Here is a 23,676-nt window from a genome sequence, read left to right on the forward strand (position 1 = left end):
CATAAGACTTACCAGTGTCTGGAGTGTTAACCACGTGGCTAATGAAGTAAAGACAGACGTCGTCCTGGTTGGCGGCGGCATCATGAGCGCAACCCTGGGTGTACTGCTCAAAGAAGTAGAACCCAGCTGGAACATCACCCTGCTTGAACGGCTCGATGAAGTCGGCCAAGAGTCCTCAAACCCCTGGAATAACGCGGGCACCGGCCACTCAGCACTGTGCGAACTCAACTACGCACCCGCAGGGCCCGACGGGAGCGTCGACCCGGCTAAGGCGCTAGGCATCAACGAACAGTTTCAGGTCTCCCGCCAGCTCTGGGCCTCACTCGTTGAAGAAGGCAGACTTAAGAACGCCAACTTTATCAATCCGGTGCCCCACATGTCACTGGTTTTCGGCGAAGACCATTCACGCTACTTAGACAAGCGTTTTGAAGCATTTAAGGGCCAAAAACTCTTTGAGAGGATGGAGTTCTCCACCAACATCGAGCAGATTCATGCTTGGGCCCCACTGGCCGTAGAGGGGCGCCAGCCGAGCCAGAAGATTGCTGCGACCTGGGCGCCGGAGGGAACCGACGTCGACTTTGGCAACCTGACCCAACAGATGGTGGACTACCTGGTTGCCAACGGTGTGACCGTTCAGTACGGTCAGCAGGTCACCGGCCTCGACCGGCAGTCTGACGGTAGCTGGCTCATCAAGGTCAAAAACCGCCTGAACTCCGAGCACAGCCAGCTTATTCGCGCCAAGTTTGTCTTCCTAGGTGCCGGTGGCGGCGCCCTGAACTTGTTGCAGAAGTCAGGCATTAAGGAAGGTAAGGGCTTCGGTGGCTTCCCCGTCTCGGGTCTCTTCTTCCGCAACACCAACGAAGAAACCGCCCTCAAGCACAATGCCAAGGTGTATGGGCAGGCCTCCGTAGGTGCGCCCCCCATGTCTGTACCACACCTCGACACCCGCTACGTGAACGGCAAGCGCTCCCTGCTCTTTGGCCCCTACGCCGGCTTTAAGACCAACTTCCTCAAGCAGGGCTCCCTGCTCGATATGCCCCTCTCCCTGCGGCTGGACAACATCGTCCCCATGATTCGCGCTGGGCTCGACAACATGGACCTCACCAAATATCTCCTCGGTGAGCTACTCAAGAACCGTGATGAGCGCGTGGCCTCCCTACGCGAGTACTACCCCACCGCTCACCCCGATGAGTGGGAGCTCATCACAGCCGGGCAGCGCGTGCAGGTCATCAAGAAGGACGCTACGAAGGGTGGCGTGTTGCAGTTCGGTACCGAGCTCATCGCCTCCGGTGACGGCTCCATCGCAGCCCTGCTAGGTGCCTCCCCCGGCGCCTCCACCGCTGCACCCATCATGCTCACCCTACTCGCCCGTTGCTTCCCCTCTAGGATGAGCCAGTGGGAGCCCCGCATCAAAGAACTGGTACCCGGCTACGGGGTCAAGCTCAACGATAACCATGCCCTGGCAGATGAACTTTTCGCCCACACAGCCAGGGTTCTCGGTATCAACAACTAGCTGGTAGCTAGATGGCCTGCCCCTCCCCTCCACTGGGCAAGAAGGCAGACTAGGCGCCCCGGTGTATTCCGAGGCACCTGGTCATAGCGGGGAACACCTGCGCCGCCCTAGCATCAATCATGGTACTGATAAGATGTTTACTGATTAAATGACAGTGCCCGAAGGGAACAGGCTATGGCCCTAGAAGAACAGACCATCAGTAGATCTCACACAGAAGACGCCCACGAAAAAGCATCCAAGCCCGCCAAGCTCTCAGACGTGAGTGGCTCCAGCTGGAAGTACATTTTCAAGCGTGCCCTCAGCGAATTCACCAACGACGGCTGCACCGATCTTGCTGCCGCGCTGACCTACTTCACCGTGCTCTCTATCTTCCCGGCCCTGCTGGCCGTCGTCTCGCTCCTCGGTGTTTTCGGCCAGGGGCAACAAACTACCGACGCCATCCTGGGTTTTTTGCAAGACTACGCGCCGGCAGAAATGCTGACCCTACTCGAAGACCCCATCACCCAGCTCACTAGCTCCAGCGCTGCAGGTCTCGCCCTAGTCACCGGTATAATTGGCGCTCTCTGGACCGCCTCGGGCTACACCGGTGCCTTCGGTCGCGCCATGAACAAAATCTACGGCGTCGTTGAGGGCCGCCCCATCTGGAAGCTGCGCCCCTTCAACCTGCTTGTCACCGCAGTCATGGTGCTCATCATCGTTACCATGATGCTGGTTTTGCTCTCATCTGTAGACGTACTCACCGCCATCCAAGATGCCATCCCTGCTATAGAGCTCGGCAGTTTCATCGGTATCTGGATGTGGCTCCGCTACCCCATCATGCTGGGCCTGGCAGTCATCCTAATCAGCCTGCTCTACTTTGCCACCCCCAACGTCAAGCAACCCAAGTTCCGCTTTCTCAGCCCCGGTGCCGCCATCGCCCTGGTTGTGATGGCTCTGGCCGGTGTCGGCTTCTCCTTCTACGTCTCCAACTTCAGCTCTTACAACGCCACCTACGGCCTCATCGGCGGCGTCATCGTCATGCTCCTCTTTATCTGGATTATGAACAACGTCCTCTTACTCGGTGCCCAGATTGATGCTGAAATCCAGCGTGGCCGTGAACTCCAGGCAGGCATCAAGGCGGAAGACTCGCTGCGTCTGCCGCCGCGCGATGACACCATGGCCATCAAGCTCCAGAAGAAAAAAGAAAATCTGGTTGAAGAGGGCCGCCAGATTCGTCTGCAGCACAACGGCGTAGACTTCGCCGAAATGGCAAAGAAGCAGGATGGCAAGAGCGGTCAGTAGACGCGCTGAGCTAGTAGGAGTGCGGTAGGTACCCCGCCCCTGCGCCTTCCCCGGCGACCGCGTTTTCGCGGTCGCCGGGGTTCTATATGAGGGGATGAAATGCACGAGCCCTATGTGAGTATTATGAATCTTCCTGAACCGGGTGGGAACGGGGGCGGCGCAGAGCGGCCTCTTGAAGGCCAGCACCTGGTTCTGGTGCACGGGTTCGCTTCTACCCCGCAGGTCAACTGGGTGGCAACCCGCTGGGTTCACCAGTTCCGGCAGGCCGGAGCAGCCGTCCATCTGCTTACTCTGCCCTACCACCGGTCAGCTGAATCTTCTGACTCAGCTAGCACCCGGCAGGTCAATATCGCTCTCGATGGGCAGACGCACCTGATAGCTGCCACCGCGAGCGCTCTTACCGGTTATCTGGCTACCCTACCTGCCCTAGCGCATCTGGTCGGATTTTCGTTTGGGGCACGGGTGTGTTGGGAGCTGGCCGGGCAGGAGGCCTATAGCCCGGGCGGGGCGGCACGCCCCCGTGCTGCCAGCCTCATCGCGGGTGCTATGCCCCTCGAAAACCACTTCCCCGGCCTGAATCGGGCTCTCACCGGTGCCGGGCCGGTGCCCTCTGGTTTTGAGGCTATTCTCAAGTCCACACCGGTACCCCGTGACCGGCTAGCGGCCTTCACCGCACATGCTGCCGGGGCTTTACCGCCCAGCCCCAGTCCGACCTGCCCCGTCTTACTTTTTGCAGGTGATAGGGACGCTGTGGCCCCCACGGCAAGGCGGGCAGGCCAGCTGTTGCCAGCAGGGAACTGGGAATGGTACTCCGTAGCAGGCCGGGACCACGTGAATGTGCTGACCAGCGGTCAGCTACGCAGGGCCGCTGTCGACTTCATAGCGCGTCACAGGGTGAGCTGAACTCGCGGGCTAAGCGCCGCACACGGTAGCCTAAAGCTAGAGGCCTGCCCTGCCGGGTGGGTGAAAAAGCCCCGTGTTTCAAGGAGTATCATGCATAAGGTCAAAGCCGTTGTCTCACTGGCTCAAAATGAGCCGGTTGAGGTCGTCACCATCAATGTTCCAGACCCTATCGAAGGTGAAGCCCTGGTGAGGGTGTTGACCTGCGGAGTCTGCCAAACCGACCATCACTATGTTGAGGGTGGCGTGGGTAGCGACTACCCCTACCTGCTAGGTCACGAGTCAGCGGGCATCGTTGAGGCTGTGGGCGAGGGCGTGACCAATGTTTCCCCCGGTGATTTGGTTATTCTGAACTGGCGTGCTGTCTGCGGCGAGTGCCGTGCCTGCGCGAAGGGCAAGCCCCAGTACTGCTTTGCCACCCACAACGCCACCCAGAAGATGACCTTAGAAGACGGTACAGAGCTCTCCCCCGCCCTAGGTATTGGTTCTTTCGCTGAGAAGACCCTGGTGGCTGCTGGCCAGTGCACCAAGATTGACGCTGACCTGAATGAGGACCAGTACGCCGCTGTCGGCCTGCTGGGTTGCGGTGTGACCGCTGGCTTAGGCGCTGTACTCAATACCGGCGAGGTCGCCCGTGGTGAGTCCGTGGCCGTGATTGGCTGTGGCGGCGTGGGTACTGCCGCTGTGGCGGGGGCCCGGCTGGGAGGCGCCACCACCATCATCGCTGTTGATATTGACGATGAGAAGCTGGCTCGAGCCCGGGAGCACGGGGCAACCCACCTCGTCAACTCCAAAAATCAGGATCCGGTCGAGGCCATCAAGGAACTCACCGGTGGCTTTGGCGCTGACCTGGTCATTGATGCGGTGGGAGTCGCGGCCACCTTCAAGCAGGCCTTCGAGGCCCGTGACCTGGCTGGCCGCGTCGTCCTGGTCGGTGTGCCCGCCCCCGGTACTACCTGGGAGGCGCCCCTGGACGAGGTCTTTGGTCGCGGTGGCTCTATCAAGTCAGCCTGGTACGGCGATACCCTGCCCTCCCGAGACTTCCCCATGTTCGTGAACCACTACCGGATGGGCAACCTTGACCTTGACGGGTTTGTGACCGAACGTATCGGTCTGGACCAGGTCAACGAGGCCTTTGAGACCATGAAGACCGGCAAGGTCCTACGCTCGGTCGTTGAGCTCTAACTTTCAAGGAGATACCGTGTCAGAACGCATTGAACGAGTCATTACCTCGGGTACTTTCTCCCTTGATGGGGGCACCTGGGAGGTCGATAACAACGTCTGGATTATTGGCAACGACGAGTCGGTTATTATCATTGATCCCGCCCACGATGTCGATAAAATTTCAGCCAAGGTCGCCGGGCGCCGCGTCCAGAAAATCCTGCTCACCCATGCCCACGACGACCATATCCGCTCGGCCAAAGAGGCCGCAGAACGCTTTGATGCGCCGGTCTACCTCAATCCGGCTGACCGCCCCCTCTGGGAGATGGTCTACCCCGCCTGGGATTTCGATGCGCAACTGGCCGAGGGAGATACCCTCACCATCGGTACCACTGAGCTGCATGTGCTAGCTACCCCCGGTCACTCCCCCGGCTCGGTCTGCTTCTACGCGCCAGCCCTCAGCTGGGATAATTCAGAGGGCGTGGTCTTCTCAGGCGACACCCTTTTTTCCGGTGGCCCCGGTGCCACCGGCAGGTCTTTCTCCAGCTTTGAAACGATTATCGAGTCCATTAAGACCAAGCTTCTGACCCTGCCCGAGTCTACAGCGGTGCTCACCGGCCACGGAGAATCCACCGGTATCGGGCTTGAAGCCCCCGAGCTCGCAACCTGGATTAAGCGCGGTCACTAGCCCCCCCCCCGGTGCCCGTGCCCTTCTGCCCGCAACCGGTAGCCACCAGGTACCGGTTGCGGGCAGGTCTAACCCTGGCAGGTCTCCGGGGCGTCCTACGGTAGCAGGCTCAGGCGCTCCTCGTAGGTGCGACGCCAGAGGAAGCCATAGAGATGCCCCAGGCAAAAGAAAATCGCACCTGCAATGAGCGGAATAATCAGGGCAACCTGGTAGCTGTAGGACCCGCTCAAATCGCCTGCCCACACAAAGCCCACAGCAATACCTCCTAGGGAGCAGGCCTGTAGTGTAGAGAGGGCCAAATCAAGGTTCTTACGGACTGACAGACTGGTAACCACCGAATCCATCGTGACCAGCGAGATGCCGTAGGCCAGCCCTAATCCAAGGAGGGCAGGAACCATGCCCTGAGCTGAGGTGGGTAACGACACCGTCATGGCAGTCAGGGTGAGGAAGATACCGCTCACCAGCCAGGCCATCCAGCCGAACATGGGCAAGCGCTCAAACAGGACGAAAAGGGCCGCCCCTACAGCGCAAATACCTAGCAGGGCAACCAAGAAGCCCGCGATTCCCAGTTGATCAGTGGAGATAGAGTAGGCTATCAGGGCGGCCTGGGTGGCTCCCAGTGAGATTCCCAGGCAGATAGTTCCAAGCTGAGGAATCCAGAGCAGGGAGCGACTGGCACCTCGCAAGGGCGTGTGACCGGTGGCTTCCGTTACATCACGGGGTTCAACCGGCAGGGTTTCGGGCCGCCACAGGATCATAAGTAGGCCCAGCGCATCGATAATAATAACGGCAAAGAGAGCTGACTGGGCAGTGAGAAAAACAGTGGTCATACCCGCAATGACGGCACCGGCAGGTAGCGCGGTCACATCGAACATAGTCTCAAGTGAGATAGAAGAATTGAGCTTACGGCGATCCTTAGTGGTCAGGTACTCGGCGCTCCAATAGGAGCGCATCAGTGCCCCTAGAGGCACCGTAGTCACGCCGGTCACCGCGCACGCTATCAGGAAGGTGCCGTATGATTCGCTAGAGGTTTCTGAAAAGTGTAGCGACTCAATCATCAGCCAAAGGAGCGCCGCGATATTCAACAGGGTCACGGCGAAGAAGATACGCCGCTGGCCGTAGCGTTCTGAAATGGATCGGTAAACCGGCACCATGAAGGCGGCGCTCAGTCCCACGATGCCCGCAGCGTAACCACCCAAAGTGGCCTCACCGTTTTGAACGGCCAGCATCATCATGACAGCTAACATGACCATAGAGGCGGGCAGGCGCATCAGCAACGAAAAAATGAGGAAACGCCAGCCGTGTGAAATGAGCAGGCTCCGTATCCGAGTGCGGGCATAGCGGGCCGATATGACCAAACGATCGATGCCACTTCGGACGCCGGCGCGCAGGTCAGCGCCCTCTTGAGGGGTATGGCTTCGAGAGCTCCGGTAGGCGGAGTCCCCTAGGTGCAGTCGTGATTTATCGTGGGGATTGTGATGGAGGCTCACTGGGGTGCTTTCGAGGTTGTCAGGGCAGAGCCCTGGGGGCTGGCAGTCAATTGCACGTGTTTGCTGATACGGTTTTTCATTTCGGCAACGTGTGAGATAAGACCAATCACGCGGCCGTTCTCGCGTAAACCGTCAATGGTTGACATGACTTCTTCGAGGGTTTCCTCATCTAAAGATCCGAACCCCTCATCGACAAAGAGGGTGTCTATGTCGATACCTCCGTGGGTTTGCTGCACCACGGTGGCTAGGCCCAGTGCTAGTGAGAGCGAGGCCATGAAGGTCTCTCCGCCTGAGAGGGAGCTGGGGTGGCGGCGGTCGTTGTGCCAGGCGTCATAGACATCCAGGCCAAGACCGGATTTCTTGCCGCGGCCCTCAGCCCGGTCGGTGTGTTCGAGGCGGTAGCGGCCGTGAGTCATCTGCTGCAGGTGCTCACTGGCAGCTTCGGCTACCTCAGAGAGCTGGTGGGCCAGCACGTAGGTGGTGAGAGTCATGCGCAGACTGTTCTCGCCACTCCGCTCCGCATGAGCGGTGGCCGATAGCTCACCCACCATGTGAGCCTGCTCATACAAGGCCCGACTTTGGGTCGCAGCGGCGGAGTATCTCTGGCTGATGTCGGTGAGTTCCTGCTGGGCTCCCCGCAGGCGGACGCTGTGGGTGATAAAGGCGTCCCTGGTACGCTGCCGGGTGCTGATACTGCGGGTGAGCTCGTCAATCTGGGCTTGTTGGGGCGCTGTTTCACCGGCTTCGGCTCTCTGAGCGAGCGCCCGTAGCGCCGGGCTCGACAGGCGGGAGTTGACGCTGAGCAAGGCTTCCTTATGCTCCTGTACCTTCTGTTCAAGCGCCTGAGCCCGGGAGGCGGGCAGGGTAGCGGCGTGAAGGGCTGCCCTATCGGTAAACCCGTTCGCGGTCAGGGCCTGATCGGCTTCTGCGAGGGCCTCAGTGCTCCTGTGTATCAGGCGGTCTGCCTCTTGGCCCGCAGCCACGGTGCGGGCCAAAGCGGTAACCAGGCCCGTAAGAGCAGTGGCGCGGTCAGTAAAACTAGGGCGCTGACGGTGCGGTTCAAGGGAACCGGTCAGCTCCTGCTGGGTTGTGGTCAGCTCCTGCTGCCTGGTTGTCAGAGCAAGCAGCTGATCCTGGGCCTGACGCAGACTCTCTGCATCACGTTCAACTTGAGCCGTAGCGTCCTTGGCCTGAGAGGCCAGCAGGATGCGCTGCTGCACCCGGTCTTGGGCGGTAGCCACCCGATGTTGGGCGTCTATCAGAGCCTGCTGGGCCTGCTCGGGTTCGGGGGCCTCCGCCTGCTGGAGCTGTGTCAGAGCGGCCTCGGCGGCGGCGAGATTGGTGAGTGCTTTCTGCGCGGCGGCTTCGGTGGCGGCGCGCTTTTCTTGTGAGTCGTTGAGGGCCCGATCGCTGACCTGCTGAGCCTCACCGGAGTAGGTGGCCGGGGCTGGGTGGTCGGTTGAGCCGCACACTGTGCAGGGCTCACCGTCCACCAGGGTTTCCGCCAGGATTTGTGCCGCGTTATTAAACCGCTGACGCTGTAGCTGCTCGGCATGGGCGGCCGCCTGCCTGCGGTGGTTCTCGGCGGTCTCGGCAACCTGCCGAGTGCTGGCAACGCGATCACGGGCAGCTGCAAGGGCCTCGGACTGGGCCACAGCCTGCTGGGCACGGGTCAAGGCGGCTTCAGCTAAATCAACCTGGGCGGCGGCTCCTTCACTCTTCTGTAGGTCAGACTGAGTCGACTTGAGGTGCTGCTGGGCCTGAGTCAGCCTTACGGTGGCCTTCTCGGCAGCCTGGGTGGCGAGGGCCTGCTCCTGCTCGGTCTGAGCCAGTTTGGCGGTCACGGCGGTCAGCTGAGCCTCGTCACGCTCGTAGGCGCTGAGCGTTTCGGCCAGTTCCTTGGCCTGGGCCCCTAGATTCTCTGCGACATCTTCGGTGAGCCTCTGCTGTAGCTGCTGAACCAGAAGATCAAGCAGGTCAGCTTCAAGAGCTGAGACCTCCAGTGAGGCTCTGGCACGGGTGGTCTTGTCACGGATCAGATCGGCCTGCTGGCTGGCTCGCTGAACTGCCTGCTGAGCTGCTTGCTCAGCCTGGTCCTGTGCTTTGAGGGCGGGCAGGACGCTGACGGCCCGTTGGTGAGCGGCGAGAGCTTGCTCTTGTTCAGCAATAGCGGGTTGCTGCTCCACCAGCTGCTGGTGCCGGGCGGTGAGCTCGGCGAAGTCTTGCCAGTCTTTCATCTGCTGAGTCAGCTCACTCCTGCGGTTGCTCAGCTGTTCTAGCTCCCGGGCCGCCTGCTGTTGGCCTTCATCCAGTTGCGCCGTCAGCTCAGCCATGTGCGCCAGGGTCTGTGACCAGCGCTCTATCACCGTGGAATCGGCGCTTGGCGTGCTGTGCGCAGTGTCAGCGCCGGCCCCTGCTTCTGGGTAGCCCAGTGCCTCCCGCGCGGCTTCTAGTTGCGCGGCCTGCTCGGCCCTGTCAGCGCGGGCTTCAAGATCGGCCAGCTCACGGGCAGCGGTGTTCGCGGCCGCTTCAGCGCTCCTGGCCCGATCCTTGAGCACCTGCTGAATCTGCTCAAACTCGTAGGTTCCAAAGAGCTGTTTGAGTAGTTGTTCACGGTCAGCTGACGAGGCAACCAAAAACTCCTGAAATTTACCCTGAGGTAGGAGCATCACCTGCTTGAACTGGGCGGCAGTCAGGCCAAGGACGGCATACATGTAGTCTGCGGCGTCCTTGTGGCGGGTCGCCACCGGATCCGCTCCCCAGGTTCCGCTGGCCGAATCATACTTTTCAATCAGCGATGTGGCCTGTTCACGAATCGTCCCGGTGCCCCGCTGTTTTGGGCGGTCATAGGCCGGGCTGCGTTCAATACGGTAGCGGCTCTGACCGATAGTGCATTCCAAGTAGACCCGGGGCTTAGCGGCAGGGTCAGCAAAGCGTGATTTGAGGTCGGTGCGGCCAGAAGCCGTAGTACCGTACAGGGCGTAACATATCGCGTCAAGAATCGAGGACTTGCCCGAGCCCGTGGGGCCGTTGAGTAAGAAGATACCCTCTTCGTTCAGTTCTTCGAAGTCAAGGGTGACGGTGCCCGGGAAGGGCCCGTAAGCGAACAGTTCTAACCGGTGAATCCTCATGCCTGTTCCCCGTTCGTCCGAGCCTCTTCAATCACGCCCGCCAGGTAAACGGTTTCAGGTTCGCTCAGGGGGCGCCCGCGTACGTGCTCGTAGAAAGAAGCGCACAGCTGCGCTGCGCCCGCCGTCGAGCGGGAGCGTCGGTAGCTGTGACGCGGCCGACTCTCGGCTCCCTCTGGCGCAAAAAAGAGCTCCTGCAGGTTCTCGTAACGGGCTTTGAGCCGTTCGAGGGCCTGAGCCGGGCGAACCGTGTCTGTGAGTGTAATGCTCACAAAGGCAGACCCAAACTGATCTACGGTCTGGGGCATCAGAATCTCATCCAGCGTACCCTTCAAGGTTTTGAGTACCAGATGGGTTTCCCAGGTATGCTCCCGCACGGTCGTTGCTCCGCCGGCCTCAATATCCACAAGCCACGCGCCTTTACGGTGGTTTTGCTCGCTAAAGGAATAGGCCAGCAGGGATCCCGAGTAGCGCACAGTTTCAATGGGTGCCTGCCTCCCGTGTAAATGCCCCAAAGCGGTGTAGGTAGCAGAGGAAAACACCGAGACAGGAACGTGTTGCACACCGCCGACCGAAATATCACGTTCAGACTCTGAGGGCTCTGCCCCCGTGGCAAAGCAGTGGGCGAGCACCACCGTAGCATCGACCTGCCGCTCAGCGGCGTCCCGGTCAACCCGAGCCATTGCTTCTGTCAGCACCTCGGTATGGCTGGCACCAACACCCCAGCGGTCAGCGGTCGGGCGCGGCTCTAAGTAGGGGATGCCGTAGAAGGCCACCTGAACCCCGCCCTTGTCGAGAAGGACGGGTGTTCCCACCTGAGTCTGCGAAGTCACCAGGTGCACTCCGGCTACCTCGAGCAGGGACGAAGCGAACCCCAGGCGAATCGCTGAATCATGGTTGCCGCTGATTGCCACCACTGCGGTACCAGCCTGAACCAGGCGCTCCAAGGTTCGGCTTAAGAGTTGCACGGTCTCGGTGCGCGGCTGAGCCTGGTCATAGATATCACCTGAAATCAGCACCACGTCAACTGACTCCCTGATGACCAGCTCAACCAGTTCATCGAGAACCTGTTCAGCCGTAGAGTGCAGGGAGGTGCCGTGAAAGGTTCGGCCCAGGTGCCAGTCTGAGGTGTGCAAGATACGCATAGCACCAGTCTAGTAGGGCGGTCTCCCTGCTCGCTTAGAATAGGGTGCATGGACTCTGTTTTTCCTGCTCCCGACGCCCTCTCCCCCGCCTACCGTCTGGCCCTGCGCGGCTCGCTCTACGGCACAGCTCTCGGTGATGCCCTGGGCTACCCCGCAGAACTCTTGACCGTAACAGGGCTATATGAGCGCTACGGAGTTAAGGACGCCAGCGAGCTGATGGCCGCGTTAGGTCAGGGGCCCTTACAGGTCTCGGACGATACCCAGCTGACGTTGGCAACCCTCGACGGGTTGACGGAGGTGCTGGAATGGAACAATGAGGGCCAGGCAGCTGACGAGCTGGCCTGCATCTGGCTGTCCTATCTGCGCTGGTACACGGGTACTGGCCACCCTGCACCGCCTACCGCCCCCTATTCGCTGCCACGCCCGCTGAACAAGGTGCCCGTCATGCAGCGGTTTCGCGGCCCGGGCAAGGCCACCTTGGCGGCCCTTGCCACCGGTGAGATGCAGTTTATCTCTAAGAACATCAACCCGCAGGCGCTGGGGACCGGGGCGCTCATGCGTTCAGCGCCCTTTGGGTATCTGCCGGTGGCCGATGATGCGACAGTGGTGAAGCTAGCTACCCACGCGGCGGCACTCACTCACGGCCACCCGGAAGCGGTGATTTCGGCGGCAGCCTACGCCCTATTTATCCGCTACCTGTTGGGGGTAGCAGGTAGCAACGTGAAGAAGCCTCTGAGCTCAGCTGCTCAGGCTGTATTGACCTGGCTGGGTACAATCGAGTGTTCGAAGGCTCTGCCTGGGAATGCTGCCCTCACCATTGCTGCGGTCACCCGGGCCCAGGAATTGGCGGCCACTGCTACCCCACACGAGGCGGCCCGGCTAGATTTCGGGGAGTTAGGGCTGGCCACCGACTGTTTAGGTTATGCCCTCTACCTGGCCCTGTGCGTAGAAGACCAGAGCCGCAGCCCCGAAGCCCTACTCCATGCAGTCGGTCTGGCTATCGCGGTGGACGGTGACTCCGATTCGATTGGTGCGCTGGTCGGCTCACTTTTAGGTGCCCTCTGGGGTGAGGAGGCTCTGCCTCAGAACCTCATTGCACAGGTTGACGCCCGCCAGGCAATTGAGCTAGCGGCTGCTGGCTGGTTCACGCAACTCGGCCTCTAGAGGCCCGGGATCTCGCCCCCTTGTGCCCCTAGTATTTATGCCGCAAGAACCTCGGAACGGTGGTCCAGGTACCATTCGTCGGCCCTCTCAACTGCTAAGCGGGTGATGGCCCCTCCCATCCCGTTGCGCATGGAGTAGGCCAGGGATTGGAGGGGCAGTAGCCGGGCCACAATTTGGGCTCGTTCAATCTGTTCCGTTGTAAGTGCCTTGGTGAGCGAATCCCAACCATAGAAGTTGCCCAGGGCGGCATGATCGACGGCTGGGTCCCCGATAGATGCATGATCCCAGTCAATGACACCAACAAGTTTGTCACCGTTCCAGAGGATATTGTGGCCAGCAAGATCCCCGTGAATCAGGACGGGGTCAACGGGATCTAGGCTAACAACCCGGTCGATAGCTGCCAGAGCTATTTTTTGGGCACCAGAAAGAAGCTGCGGCACGACTTCTGTGCGCAGAACTTCCTCCCAGTTCTCGCGCCCTCCCCAGTGTTCGTGGACCATATCGAGGTAGGGCCCATAGCCACGGTAGTCGATGCCGTGAATGGCCTTCAATAGTGTAGCCAGTTGCTTGGGCGGAGCCGCCCCCTGCAGGCGGGGTTCACCTTTAATCCAGGTCAGACCCACAGCGGTGAAGCCGTTGCGGGTGATGACGCGTGTGATTGGCCTGGGCACGGCAAAGGGCAACGCTGTAGGTAGCCTACGTAATATTTCGGTGCGGCGGGCTACCAGGTAGCCGGTTTGCTGAGTTTTTGCGACGCGAACGGAAAGCTCTGCCCCCATATTGACAATGACGTGGGCGGAACCGGTGGTGCGAACGTCCCAACGGTCACGAGGGACGTTGACGCCAGCCTGCTCCATGACCGCAGTGACCACGGGCAAAACTTTCATTTGGTCTAGGTGTGCAAGGTGCGCTGCCATAGAGAACCTCTTACAGACGAAACAAGGGTGGTTAGGCCAGGGCGGCCTGCAGGTGCGGTATCAGAGCGGTGAGAGCCTGGCCGCGGTGGCTGATGGCGTTTTTGACAGACGCCGGTACCTGGGCGCAGGAAAGCCCGGCGTATTCTCCGGTAAAACCTTCCGGCGCCAGAATGGGGTCATAGCCAAAACCGTGTTCGCCGCGGGGCTCACGTAAGAGCATGCCAGGTAGGGTGCCGTGTTCAACAACTTCGAACCCGTCGGGAGTGACCAGGGAGGCCGCGCAGACAAACTGGGCGCCGCGGTGGTGGTCTGCGATATCGGAAAGCTGGGCCAGTAGCAGGTTGAGATTGGCTTGGTCGTCACCGTGACGGCCTGCCCAACGGGCGGAGAAGATGCCGGGGGCACCGCCTAACACGTCAACGGCTAGGCCTGAATCATCAGCGATGGCGATCAGACCTGTGGCTTGTGCTACGGCACGGGCCTTAAGCAAAGAGTTCTCAGCAAAGGTCACACCGTCTTCTACTACATCGGGGGCGCCTGCCGCGCCAGCGTCAATAACCTGGGTATCGACGTCCAGCCCCTCAAGGGCGCCTCGGAGAATCTCTCGCAGTTCACGCAGTTTTCCCTGGTTGTGAGTAGCGAGAACAATGCGTGGGGCCGTCATGAGTTCTCCAGAGCTTCGCGCTGAATCTGTGCCAGCTGGGCAGTACCTTGCAGGGCTAAATCGAGCAGGGAGTTGAGTTCGTCCCGGTCAAAGGGTGCCCCTTCAGCGGTGCCCTGCACCTCAACGAACGTGCCGTCACCGGTGACCACGACGTTCATATCGGTTTCAGCCCGTACGTCCTCTGCGTAAGGTAAATCAAGCATCGGGGTGCCATCGATAATACCCACAGAAATAGCAGCAACAGAACCGGTCAGAGGCTGATTTTTAGCTGAGATAATACCTTCTTTTCTGGCCCAGGTCAGGGAATCAGCCAGGGCAATGTAGGCGCCAGTGATAGCGGCGGTGCGGGTACCACCGTCCGCCTGGAGCACGTCACAGTCAAGCACGATGGTGTTCTCACCCAGCGCTCTAGTGTCAATGACGGCGCGGAGTGAGCGGCCAACGAGGCGGGAGATTTCGTGGGTACGGCCACCAATCTTACCCTTGACGGATTCACGGGAGTTCCGGGTGTTGGTGGCTCGCGGTAGCATGGCGTATTCTGCGGTGACCCAGCCGGTGCCCTGGCCTTTGAGCCAGCGGGGTACCCCCTCAGTGAAGGAAGCGGTGCAGAGCACCCGCGTGTTCCCAAACTCGATGAGAGCTGAACCCTCTGCGTTCTTGGCCCAGCCGCGAGTGATAGTGATGGGGCGGAGCTGGTCGGGGGTACGGCCGTCGCCGCGCAGGATGGGTGCTACCATGTTTTCTGTCATGGTTTCAGACTAACCTCTGCGACCCCCGGTGCACAAAAAACAAACAGGTGTGTTGAGTGACTACCTAAACAGGTTTACGGCTAATAACGTTAAGCGTGGTGGTGTGCGGGTTGAGCGCATATTCTTCTGCGCTGCGGCGAGGATTAACCCGGTAGGTGGCGGATGCTTCAGCAACCGAGATCGGCCCGTCAAAAACACTGCGAGCTTCAGCCAATGCGGTGGCCGAGTCATTCCATATAGGCAGGTGGGTGAGTAGCAGGTTACGGACGCCTGCCTCGGCTGCCGCTTCACCGGCACGTTTGCCGGTGAGGTGGATGCCACGCAGGGCGTCATCGCGCCCCTCCTGGTAGGCAGCTTCGCACAAGAAAAGGTCGGCGCCGCGGGCCGCTTCAATGAGGCCGATACAGGAGTCAGTGTCACCCGAGTAGGTCAGCACGGTTTTGCCCTCACTGGTTTCGCACTCAATGCGCAGGGCGTAGGGCTCTTTGGTGGGATGAACCACCACGTGCGGGGTGACGGTGAAGGGGCCTATTCTAACCTCGGAGTGGTTGTTCCATTCGTGGAACTCGAACTCGGTGTGCATGCCCGGTTCAAGGGGTAAGCCGTGGGTATTGACCAGGTACTGGTGAATGTCGCTGGGCCCGTAGAGCGGAATGGGGCCCTTAGACCAGCCGTTAGGGTTCCATTTGACCGCTACGTGCAAGCCCGAGAGGTCTATGCAGTGGTCTGGGTGCAGGTGCGAGATGAGGATGGCGTCAATATCTTCGAGGTTAATGTGGGTCTGTAGTGTGCCCAAGGCACCGTTGCCCATATCAACAATGATGCGCCAGGTCTTACCCAGGTCATCGATTGTTGAAACCATGTAGCAGCTAGCCGCTGCGTTGGGCCCAGGAAAGGAGCCGGTGCAGCCGATGACTGTCAATTGCATGGGTGGGTATTCCTTCTGTGTACTGGTGTTAGCTTAGGGAGTGACGGTGACGTGAGGGGAAGCGAGCTCGGGTGGAACGACGGCCAGGGAGCCGGTGGGGAATCGTTCTGCCACGGAGTTTGTGTGCCTCACCCGAGCGACTTCTGGGCCAAGGAAGCGGCGAGCAAGCTGTTCGAAGGTCTCGGTGGGGCCGGTAGCTAAGAACTCGTGGGTGGGAGGCAGCAGAGCAGGGCGCTCGAGCCCGGTCTGCAGAAGCGCCCTATAGACGTCCTTGGCGGACTCTTCGGAGGATGAGACCAGTGTGACCTTGTCTCCCATGATGTAGGAGATAACGCCGGTCAGCAGCGGGTAGTGGGTGCAGCCGAGTACCAGGGTGTCCACCCCGGCCTCTTTGAGCGGAGCCAGATAGGTCTCGGCGGTTTCCAGTAGCTCAGGCCCGCTGGTCACGCCCTTTTCCACGAATTCGACAAAGCGGGGGCAGGCCACCGAAAAGATTTCAAGGTCGCTCATGACCGAGAAAGTATCATCGTAGGCTCTCGAAGTCACGGTGGCCTCAGTGGCAATGACGCCGATTTTGCGGTTGCGCGTTGCGGCAACTGCGCGGCGGGCTGCTGGCTGGATGACCTCAACCACCTGAATACCGTACTTGCGAGTATAGCGCTCACGGGCATCCCGCAGGACGGCCGCCGAGGCCGTATTGCAGGCAATCACCAGTAACTTGACCCCGGAGTCCACCAGTTCATCCATAATGCGTAGCGCGTGCGCACGCACCTGGGCGATGGTCAGCGGCCCGTAGGGGCCATGTGCCGTATCGCCCACATAAATCACCGACTCGTGCGGCAACTGATCCATCACCGCGCGCGCCACGGTGAGCCCACCCACACCGGAGTCAAACACACCGATCGGAGCAGATGGTGTCGGCTCAGCCAACACCTGGCTGCCCCAGGGGGTGACGAGAGTGGGGTTAGAATCGCTCATAATAGACCTGACATTAGCTAAAAAATAAACAAAAAGTAGAGCGGGCATCGCACCTGCAGGGTATTGAGTGAACCATCACGCCTATTAACGGCGTACGTGCGTCATAAAAAGACACGATGGTGAGCCAGCACAAGGTTGCAGGCACCCAGCAGAGCGCGGGAGCACAGGGTAAGACGGCTAGTCATCAATTCCCTCCAGCAGGGTCTGCATTAAGCTGTCTTGGAGCCACGTTACAAAGTTATAGAGCAGGGCCATATAGTCTTCGGTGGTTTCAACAGAATGCCAGTCGGTCTGCTCGCCTACCCGATCAGCGTCCGCAGCGCTGGCAATACCTAAGCGGGCCCCCAGGGTCAGCCTCACATCATTGAGAGCAGCCGCCCAGCTGTGCGCCCCAGCGGTGTCAAGTCGTACGGTGCCACCCTGGATATCCATAGCCGCCTGCGTCAGGTGCTCAATCTTTGCCCGGCGCAAGGTAAGGTCAGTAAACCGGCGGTACTCATCGGCAACCTCAGGGTCATCGCTGGCCACCGGGAGCATGCGGGCCACTGCCGGGTCGCTAGGCACGTCTACGTTCTCAGAAATCCCCACCAGGGCAGCCAGTGGATCATCGTCAGGGCTACTTTCAGGTTCCAGCGCCAGTGCCACGTCTTCAAATAATCGTGTGAGCACCTCTACCTCTTCCGGAGTAAATCGTGCCGTAATCCCCCGGGCCGTCGACATAAACGGTTGTGCCATGGCTAGAACTCACCCGCTTGCTCGAAGGTTGCCCACAGCCCCCACGTGTGCAGGGCGGTGGTGTGGCGCTCCGCCTCTTCCTTGCTTCCGCTAAACACAGCGGCCTTGCCCTCGGTGTGCACCTGCATCATCAGCTGGTGAGCCCTCTCTCCGCTGTAACCAAATTGAGTACGAAAAACATAGGTGACAAAACTCATCAGGTTAACGGGGTCATCCCACACCACTACCGTCCAGGGAAGGTCAGGGTTAACGGCTGAGTCCTGGGCAAGGTCACGTTCAAGATCGGTGAGCGTATCACTTGCCACTGCGCTCCACGTAGCGCAAACTGCTGGTGACAATGTCATTACTCCTTTGTGCTAGCGCCGTACATGAGGTGGGGTAGACCTTATCTATCATACGACTGGGGGCATACCGTAGCGAACCGTGTTCACCGGCAGATAAGGAGCCCTCACTGTTTTACAGCGTAGGGGCTGGGCTTTACCGCAGGTAGCCGATAAGGTTATAGCGTGCGACAGAAAACTTCACTTTTGACTGACCACTACGAGCTGACCATGGTCCAGGCAGCCCTTGCCTCGGGGGCAGCCCACCGCAGTACGGTCTTTGAGGTCTTCGCCCGCAGGCTCTCAGGTGGGCGCCGTTACGGGGTCCTGGCAGGCACCGGCCGGTTACTTGCTGGGCTAGAAGACTTTCGCTTCTCCACCGAAGAACTGGACTTTTTGGCCGCCCGCAAGGTCGTTAATCAGCAGACCCTCGACTACCTAGCAGACTTTAAGTTCTCCGGTTCAATTCGTGGCTACGCGGAAGGGGAAATTTTCTTCCCCCACTCCCCCGTACTCCAGGTTGAGGCCACCTTTGCAGAAGCCTGCCTACTAGAGACCTATATACTCTCCATTCTTAACTTTGATTCTGCCGTTGCCACCGCAGCTTCCCGCATGACCGTGGCCGCCGGTAACCGCCCCTGCCTTGAGATGGGCTCCCGCCGCGCACACGAGCAGGCTGCGGTATCAGCAGCCCGCGCCTCCGTCATTGCGGGATTTACCGCGACCTCCAATCTAGAAGCGGGGCGCCAGTATGGCCTGCACACTATCGGCACGTCGGCTCACGCCTTCACCCTGCTTCACGACAGCGAGCGCCAGGCTTTTGAGGCCCAGCTTGCTTCCCAAGGGGTCGGTACTACCCTGCTGGTTGATACCTATGACGTTGAAGCAGCGGTACGTCTGGCTGCAGAGCTCGCCGGGCCCGGCCTCGGTGCCGTCCGGCTCGACTCCGGCGACCTGGTAGCCCAAGCTCAGTTCGTGCGTCAGCTTCTCGATTCTCTCGGTAACACCGGTACGAAAATCACCGTAACCTCAGACCTTGATGAATATGCCATCGCCTCTTTAGCTGCGGCTCCGGTTAACTCTTACGGTGTCGGTACAAAACTCGTCACCGGATCTGGTGTACCCACCTCATCCATGGTGTATAAGGTCGTGCTGCGCGAAAACGCCCAGGGTCTTATGGAGCCGGTAGCCAAGGCCTCCTCGGGTAAGGCCTCTGTGGGTGGCAAGAAGAGCGCCGTGCGCCGTCTCAATGCCGGTGGTATCGCTACCGCTGAAGTCATTGGGGTTGATCTGCAAGCACCGGCCGACTCCAACGATCGCCCGCTCATGGTTGACCTGGTTGTGGACGGTCAGGTGCAGCCTGGATTTACCGGCGCTGAAGGTGTACGCAATGCGGCTGAGCGCCACGCCCGATCACTCGAAGAGCTACCACCGGCAGCCACCCGCCTTTCACCCGGCGACCCGGTTATTCCCACCGAATTTGTCTCCTAGCAAGCTCCATCATTGGATATCTCAGGGCGGTAAGACGGGGCGGGCCCACCGAACCTGACCGGTGCGACCGCCCCGGCAACCCGCCGTCCTGCACTTAAGCGAAAGTAAAGAGAAAATGCCTAAAGCACTTATTGTTGTTGATGTTCAGAACGATTTTTGCGCCGGTGGTTCGCTGGCCACCGAACGGGGTGCCGAGGTTGCTGCCCTGATTAGCGAGTACCTAGAGAACCACCACGGGGACTACGAGGCAATCGTGGCTACCCTGGACTGGCATGTGAACCCGGGCGACCACTTCTCAGAGAACCCTGATTTCAAGGAGTCCTGGCCGGTACACTGCAAGGCGGAGAGCCGGGGGGCCGAGCTGCACGAGGATCTGGATACCGACTATATTGAGGCCTACTTCCGCAAGGGGGAGTTTGAGGCCGCCTACTCGGGCTTTGAGGGCCTGCTGGCCCCCGAGGATACGGTGATGACCGGCGAGCGCGAGGCCGGAGCCCCGGCCCAGGACGACACCCCCAAGCTATCTCTCGATGACTGGCTGGCTGAGCGCGATATCACCGATGTTGATGTGGTGGGTATTGCCACCGATTACTGCGTCAAGGCCACGGCCCTGGATGCGGTGGATGCCGGTTATGAGACCCGCGTGCTGCTTGATTTGACGGCTCCGGTGGATGAGGACTCCCTGGACGATGTGAGCGATGAGCTGAAGGACGCCGGGGTGACGGTGACCGAGGTGCTCTAGGGTTCATTCACGGTAGAAGATTAGCTACCCGAGAGCAAAAACTGGCAGGTTCAGTTCTTTACAGATCTCACCATTGCCAAGAATCAATAAAACTTGAGGCAAGAAGCTTTGGGAGCGTGGTGTTCAGCTCTGTAGGCCGCGGGGCCGTACCCAGCCTACGGGCGACGTCCTCGATGGTGTTCTCCCCCGCAGGTAGAAGTTCTACCAGGGCGGTGCGCACCCGTTGGCCTTTCCTCCTCGTCATACTCAGAAATTTCAAAGGCTTGAAATCAAACATGTTAAACCTCAGGGGCGCTCCCAACCTCTATTGGTTGGGAGCGCCCCTCCTTTGTGCCCTAGGGCTTAGCGGAATTGCTGGGCCAGTGAGATAGCTTCCTGGGCAAGATGCCTGGCGAGTTCCTTGTCGCCCGCTTCGACCGCCTGCCAGTAGCGTATTTTGAGGGCCAGGTAGTCCCGGCGGAGGCTCAGGCGTTTCAGGTCTGCCTCAAGCACCGCGTCGTGTTTCTGTAAGAGTTCGATCTGGAGCGCAGCATTGTGGATATGGTCTTTACCATTAGCTACGTACTGGCGCATTTCGGCTATACCCATTCCGGTTGCCGCTAGACAGGCGATCCAGCCGAGTAGCTCGACGTCATCTGCAGAGTAAACACGGTGCCCGCTGGATTCATCTCGCGTGATGGCAGGGCTGACCCCTACAGATTCGTAGTACCTCAGAGTTGGCGCAGTGAGTCCCGTGAGTTCTGAGACCTGTTTGATGCTGTAGGTGGTCTGCCCTGTTTCCATGTCTTGGTCTTTTCCTTAGATACGGACGAAGGTTTTGATGGCTTCTCGATCTGCCATGGCCCGGTAGCCTTCAGCGATGTCGTCTAACGCCACGGTCTTGTTAAAGACCTTACCCGGCTCAATTTCTCCCTTGTAGATGAGGTCGATGAGGTGGGGTAGGTATTTGCGGACGGGAGCAGGGCCACCCATGAGGTGGACTTCGGCGAAGAAGAGGGGGAGGCCTTCTAGCGTCACGTCATGGGAGACGCCAACGTAGCCGATGTGGCCGCCCGGGCGGGTGATGGCGATAGCAGTTTCCATGGACTGCTGGGTGCCTACGGCCTCGATGACGGAGTGGGCGCCCAGGCCGTTGGTGAGTTCTTTGACCTTGGCAATTCCTTCGTCCCCTCGTTCTTCCACGATATCGGTTGCCCCGAATTCGCGGGCCAAGGCCTGGCGGTCGGAGTGGCGGCTCATGACAATGATGCGCTCAGCTCCCATCTGCTGGGCGGCTAGTACGCCGAGCAGGCCGACTGCGCCGTCACCCACGACGGCTACGATTTTTCCGGGGCCTGCCTGGGCTTCGTCGGCAGCGAACCAGCCGGTACCCAGGACATCGGAGGCAGCCATGAGGTGCTTGAGCTGCTCTTCGGTAGGTTCGGCAGGGGTGGCTACCAAGGTGCCGTCTGCCTGGGGTACGCGCAGGTATTCCGCCTGGGCACCGCTTACAAAGTCGCCGTGGACGCAGCGGGAGGGGTAGCCGTCCGCGCAGATTTCACAGGTGTTATCTGAGATGCAGAAGGAGCCCACAACATAGTTGCCGACCTTGATGTCGTGCACCTCGCTACCGACCGTTTCGACGATTCCGACGTACTCGTGCCCCATTGGCTGGCGCTCGGTGACGGTATCTTCCCCGCGGTAGGGCCAGAGATCTGAGCCGCAAACGCAAGTGGCGGTGAGCTTAATGACGGCGTCGGTGGGGTCGATGATGGTCGGTTTTTCGGCCTCTTCGACACGGACGTCCTTAGGGCCGTAGATAAAGGTGGCTTTCATAGCTGTTCCTTAGGTTGAGGTGGGTATTTCTTCCACGCTGTGTTGTGCTGTTTTATCCTAAGAAACTTAAAGCGCTTGAAGTCAAGCAACTCCTGTTGAGAGCGGCAGTGTCACCGCCGTATACACACCTTACTTGCGCCCGACGAACCAGTCCTGCAACTTATCCAGGCGGGCCTGGAGCTGTTCGGCTGAGGCCTGGGCAACGGCAGGCCCACCACAAATACGGCGCAGTTCGTTGTGGATTGAGCCGTGGGGCTTGCCGGTGCGGGCGGCCCAGGCGGCCACGTTTTTAGCAAGCTTGTTCCGCAAATCTTTGAGCTGACGGTGGTCAACGACCTGGGGGGCTGCGGACGACGGGCGGCGGGTGGCGTGGTCCTGCTGGCGGGCACGCAACAGGGTACCTACCTGGTCAGCGTCCAGCAGGCCGGGGATACCAAGGAAGTCTTGTTCCTCGTCTGAGCCGACTTCGAGGCCGCCTGTGGAAAATTCTGATCCGTCAAAGAGCACGCCGTGGAAGGAGGCCTGGGAGCCAATAGCTTCGAATTTGCCGCGGGTGAGCTGGTCGCTTGCGGCTTCCTCTTTGTTGGCTTCTTCAATCAGGTGATCGTCCAAGCCCTCATTGAGGGGGTCGATGACTTCGTCGCTGGCACCTTTGCGGTCCAGGGCGTGATCGCGTTCGGTTTCCATTTCGTTGGCCAGCATCATGAGCTGGGGAACGGAGGGCAGGAAGACCGATGCGGTTTCGCCGCGTTTGCGCGAACGTACGAAGCGGCCGATAGCCTGGGCGAAGAAGAGGGGGGTGGAGGTTGAGGTGGCGTAGACGCCCACAGCCAGGCGGGGTACGTCCACCCCTTCAGAGACCATGCGCACAGCGACCATCCAGCGGGCTAGCCCCGCTGAGAACTCTTCGATGTTGTTGGAGGCTTCTTTGTCATCGGAGAGAATCAGGGCGGGTTTTTCGCCGGTGATTTTCTGCAGCTGTTTGGCGTAGGCGCGGGCGTCGGCGTGGTCGGTGGCAATGACCAGACCACCGGCGTCGGGCACAGTGCGGCGCACCTCGGTCAGGCGTTTATCAGCGGCGGCGAGCACGGTGGGGATCCATTCGCCGTCGGGGTTGAGGGCGGTGCGCCAGGCCTGGGCGGTGACGTCCTTGGTGAAGCCCTCCCCCAGATTGGCGGCTATTTCTTCACCGGCGGACGTGCGCCAGCGCATCTGGCCGGAGTAAGCCATGAAGATGACGGGGCGCACGACATGGTCTTTGAGGGCGGGGCCGTAACCGTAGGAGTAGTCGGATCTTGAGCGGCGTATGCCGTCGGCGTCCTCTTCGTACTGGACGAAGGGAATAGCTGCGGTGTCGGAGCGGAAGGGGGTACCGGTCAGGGCCAGACGGCGGGTGGCAGGCTCGAAGGCTTCACGCAGGCCATCGCCCCAGGAGAGGGCGTCACCGGCGTGGTGGATTTCGTCCATGATGACCAGGGTTCGGCCGTTTTCGGTGCGGGCCCGGTGCAGCATGGGTTTGTTGGCAACCTGGGCGTAGGTGAGGGCGACGCCCTGGTAGCCGCGGCCCACTGTGCCGTCTGAGTTTTTGAAGTTAGGGTCGATAGAGATCCCGACGCGGGCTGCGGCATCGGCCCACTGGCGTTTAAGGTGGTCGGTGGGGGCTACCACGGTCATGCGGTTGATAGTGCCCCGGTTGAAGAGTTCTTTGGCCACGGTCAGGGCGAAGGTGGTTTTACCTGCACCGGGGGTTGCCACGGCCATGAAGTCGCGGGGGTTCTGAGTGAAGTAGCGGTTCATGGCCTCGGTCTGCCAGGCGCGGAGCTTGGGGGCGGTTCCCCAGGCGGCGCGGTCGGGGTAGGCCGGGGGT

Annotated in this window: 21 protein-coding genes; 8 read left to right on the forward strand and 13 right to left on the reverse strand. The window is 60.2% G+C overall.

Annotated features, from left to right (window positions below; genetic code table 11):
• Position 1: 1 nt before the first annotated feature.
• The 5 genes from L6966_RS10750 (at position 2) to L6966_RS10770 (ending at position 5,543) form a co-directional block, all read left to right on the forward strand.
• Positions 2–1,513, forward strand: coding sequence for a malate:quinone oxidoreductase (locus L6966_RS10750; RefSeq protein WP_083091310.1), 1,512 nt, complete (start codon positions 2–4; stop codon positions 1,511–1,513).
• A gap of 174 nt (positions 1,514–1,687) precedes the next feature.
• The gene (locus L6966_RS10755) at positions 1,688–2,794 is read left to right on the forward strand and encodes a YihY/virulence factor BrkB family protein (protein ID WP_083091311.1); all 1,107 of its coding nucleotides are present in this window, start codon (positions 1,688–1,690) and stop codon (positions 2,792–2,794) included.
• Positions 2,795–2,917: 123 nt separating this feature from the next.
• The gene (locus L6966_RS10760) at positions 2,918–3,697 is read left to right on the forward strand and encodes an alpha/beta fold hydrolase (protein WP_237233372.1); all 780 of its coding nucleotides are present in this window, start codon (positions 2,918–2,920) and stop codon (positions 3,695–3,697) included.
• A 90-nt stretch (positions 3,698–3,787) separates the two neighbouring features.
• On the forward strand, positions 3,788–4,879 hold the full coding sequence (locus tag L6966_RS10765) for an S-(hydroxymethyl)mycothiol dehydrogenase (RefSeq protein ID WP_237233373.1): 1,092 nt from the start codon (positions 3,788–3,790) through the stop codon (positions 4,877–4,879).
• A 16-nt stretch (positions 4,880–4,895) separates the two neighbouring features.
• Positions 4,896–5,543, forward strand: a complete 648-nt coding sequence (locus L6966_RS10770) for an MBL fold metallo-hydrolase (RefSeq protein ID WP_083091314.1) — start codon at positions 4,896–4,898, stop codon at positions 5,541–5,543.
• 95 nt (positions 5,544–5,638) lie between these two features.
• On the opposite strand, the gene L6966_RS10775 is transcribed toward L6966_RS10770, so the two are convergent.
• From L6966_RS10775 to L6966_RS10785, 3 genes are read right to left on the reverse strand one after another with little or no spacing between them, the layout of a single operon-like run.
• Positions 5,639–7,033, reverse strand: a complete 1,395-nt coding sequence (locus L6966_RS10775; RefSeq protein WP_237233374.1) for an MFS transporter — start codon at positions 7,031–7,033, stop codon at positions 5,639–5,641.
• Complete coding sequence (locus L6966_RS10780) at positions 7,030–10,164, reverse strand: AAA family ATPase (RefSeq protein WP_237233375.1); 3,135 nt, start codon at positions 10,162–10,164, stop codon at positions 7,030–7,032. The genes L6966_RS10775 and L6966_RS10780 overlap by 4 nt, the downstream gene beginning before the upstream one ends.
• Positions 10,161–11,306 carry an exonuclease SbcCD subunit D gene (locus tag L6966_RS10785; RefSeq protein WP_083091317.1) on the reverse strand — a complete coding sequence of 382 codons (1,146 nt, stop codon included), beginning with the start codon at positions 11,304–11,306 and terminating at the stop codon, positions 10,161–10,163. The genes L6966_RS10780 and L6966_RS10785 overlap by 4 nt, the downstream gene beginning before the upstream one ends.
• A gap of 48 nt (positions 11,307–11,354) precedes the next feature.
• Here L6966_RS10785 and L6966_RS10790 point away from each other — a divergent pair, with 48 nt between their 5' ends.
• Positions 11,355–12,470 (forward strand): ADP-ribosylglycohydrolase family protein, encoded by a 1,116-nt coding sequence (locus tag L6966_RS10790; RefSeq protein WP_083091318.1) that lies wholly within the window; start codon positions 11,355–11,357, stop codon positions 12,468–12,470.
• 35 nt (positions 12,471–12,505) lie between these two features.
• Here L6966_RS10790 and L6966_RS10795 read toward each other — a convergent pair whose 3' ends face one another.
• The 7 genes from L6966_RS10795 to clpS all read right to left on the reverse strand — a co-directional run bounded on the left by L6966_RS10795 (position 12,506) and on the right by clpS (position 17,785).
• Complete coding sequence (locus tag L6966_RS10795) at positions 12,506–13,387, reverse strand: phosphotransferase (RefSeq protein ID WP_083091319.1); 882 nt, start codon at positions 13,385–13,387, stop codon at positions 12,506–12,508.
• Positions 13,388–13,418: 31 nt separating this feature from the next.
• Positions 13,419–14,051: an RdgB/HAM1 family non-canonical purine NTP pyrophosphatase gene (gene rdgB, locus L6966_RS10800; RefSeq protein ID WP_237224344.1), complete on the reverse strand. Its 633-nt coding sequence runs from the start codon at positions 14,049–14,051 to the stop codon at positions 13,419–13,421.
• Positions 14,048–14,788 carry a ribonuclease PH gene (gene rph, locus L6966_RS10805; RefSeq protein WP_272878800.1) on the reverse strand — a complete coding sequence of 247 codons (741 nt, stop codon included), beginning with the start codon at positions 14,786–14,788 and terminating at the stop codon, positions 14,048–14,050. Before rph ends, rdgB begins: the two co-directional genes overlap by 4 nt.
• Positions 14,789–14,864: 76 nt before the next feature.
• A complete protein-coding gene (locus L6966_RS10810; protein ID WP_083091322.1) occupies positions 14,865–15,728 on the reverse strand; it encodes an MBL fold metallo-hydrolase in 864 nt (287 codons plus the stop codon).
• 33 nt (positions 15,729–15,761) lie between these two features.
• Positions 15,762–16,706 carry a glutamate racemase gene (gene murI / locus L6966_RS10815; RefSeq protein WP_083091403.1) on the reverse strand — a complete coding sequence of 315 codons (945 nt, stop codon included), beginning with the start codon at positions 16,704–16,706 and terminating at the stop codon, positions 15,762–15,764.
• Between the two features lie 177 nt (positions 16,707–16,883).
• Positions 16,884–17,441 (reverse strand): DUF2017 domain-containing protein, encoded by a 558-nt coding sequence (locus L6966_RS10820; protein ID WP_083091323.1) that lies wholly within the window; start codon positions 17,439–17,441, stop codon positions 16,884–16,886.
• Between the two features lie 2 nt (positions 17,442–17,443).
• Positions 17,444–17,785 (reverse strand): ATP-dependent Clp protease adapter ClpS, encoded by a 342-nt coding sequence (gene clpS, locus L6966_RS10825; protein WP_083091324.1) that lies wholly within the window; start codon positions 17,783–17,785, stop codon positions 17,444–17,446.
• A 162-nt stretch (positions 17,786–17,947) separates the two neighbouring features.
• On the opposite strand from clpS, the gene L6966_RS10830 reads away from it, so the two are divergent.
• Complete coding sequence (locus tag L6966_RS10830; RefSeq protein WP_257618011.1) at positions 17,948–19,252, forward strand: nicotinate phosphoribosyltransferase; 1,305 nt, start codon at positions 17,948–17,950, stop codon at positions 19,250–19,252.
• A gap of 115 nt (positions 19,253–19,367) precedes the next feature.
• Positions 19,368–19,994, forward strand: a complete 627-nt coding sequence (locus L6966_RS10835) for an isochorismatase family protein (protein ID WP_237233376.1) — start codon at positions 19,368–19,370, stop codon at positions 19,992–19,994.
• Positions 19,995–20,336: 342 nt separating this feature from the next.
• On the opposite strand, the gene L6966_RS10840 is transcribed toward L6966_RS10835, so the two are convergent.
• From L6966_RS10840 to L6966_RS10850, 3 genes are all read right to left on the reverse strand, one after another.
• A complete protein-coding gene (locus L6966_RS10840) occupies positions 20,337–20,777 on the reverse strand; it encodes a MerR family transcriptional regulator (RefSeq protein WP_083091327.1) in 441 nt (146 codons plus the stop codon).
• 15 nt (positions 20,778–20,792) lie between these two features.
• Positions 20,793–21,809, reverse strand: coding sequence for a zinc-dependent alcohol dehydrogenase family protein (locus L6966_RS10845; RefSeq protein WP_083091329.1), 1,017 nt, complete (start codon positions 21,807–21,809; stop codon positions 20,793–20,795).
• Between the two features lie 129 nt (positions 21,810–21,938).
• Positions 21,939–23,676: DEAD/DEAH box helicase (locus tag L6966_RS10850; protein WP_237233377.1), on the reverse strand; the 1,738-nt coding region annotated here is incomplete at its 5' end.

Source organism: Rothia nasisuis (assembly GCF_928381405.1).
Lineage (GTDB): Bacteria > Actinomycetota > Actinomycetes > Actinomycetales > Micrococcaceae > Rothia > Rothia nasisuis.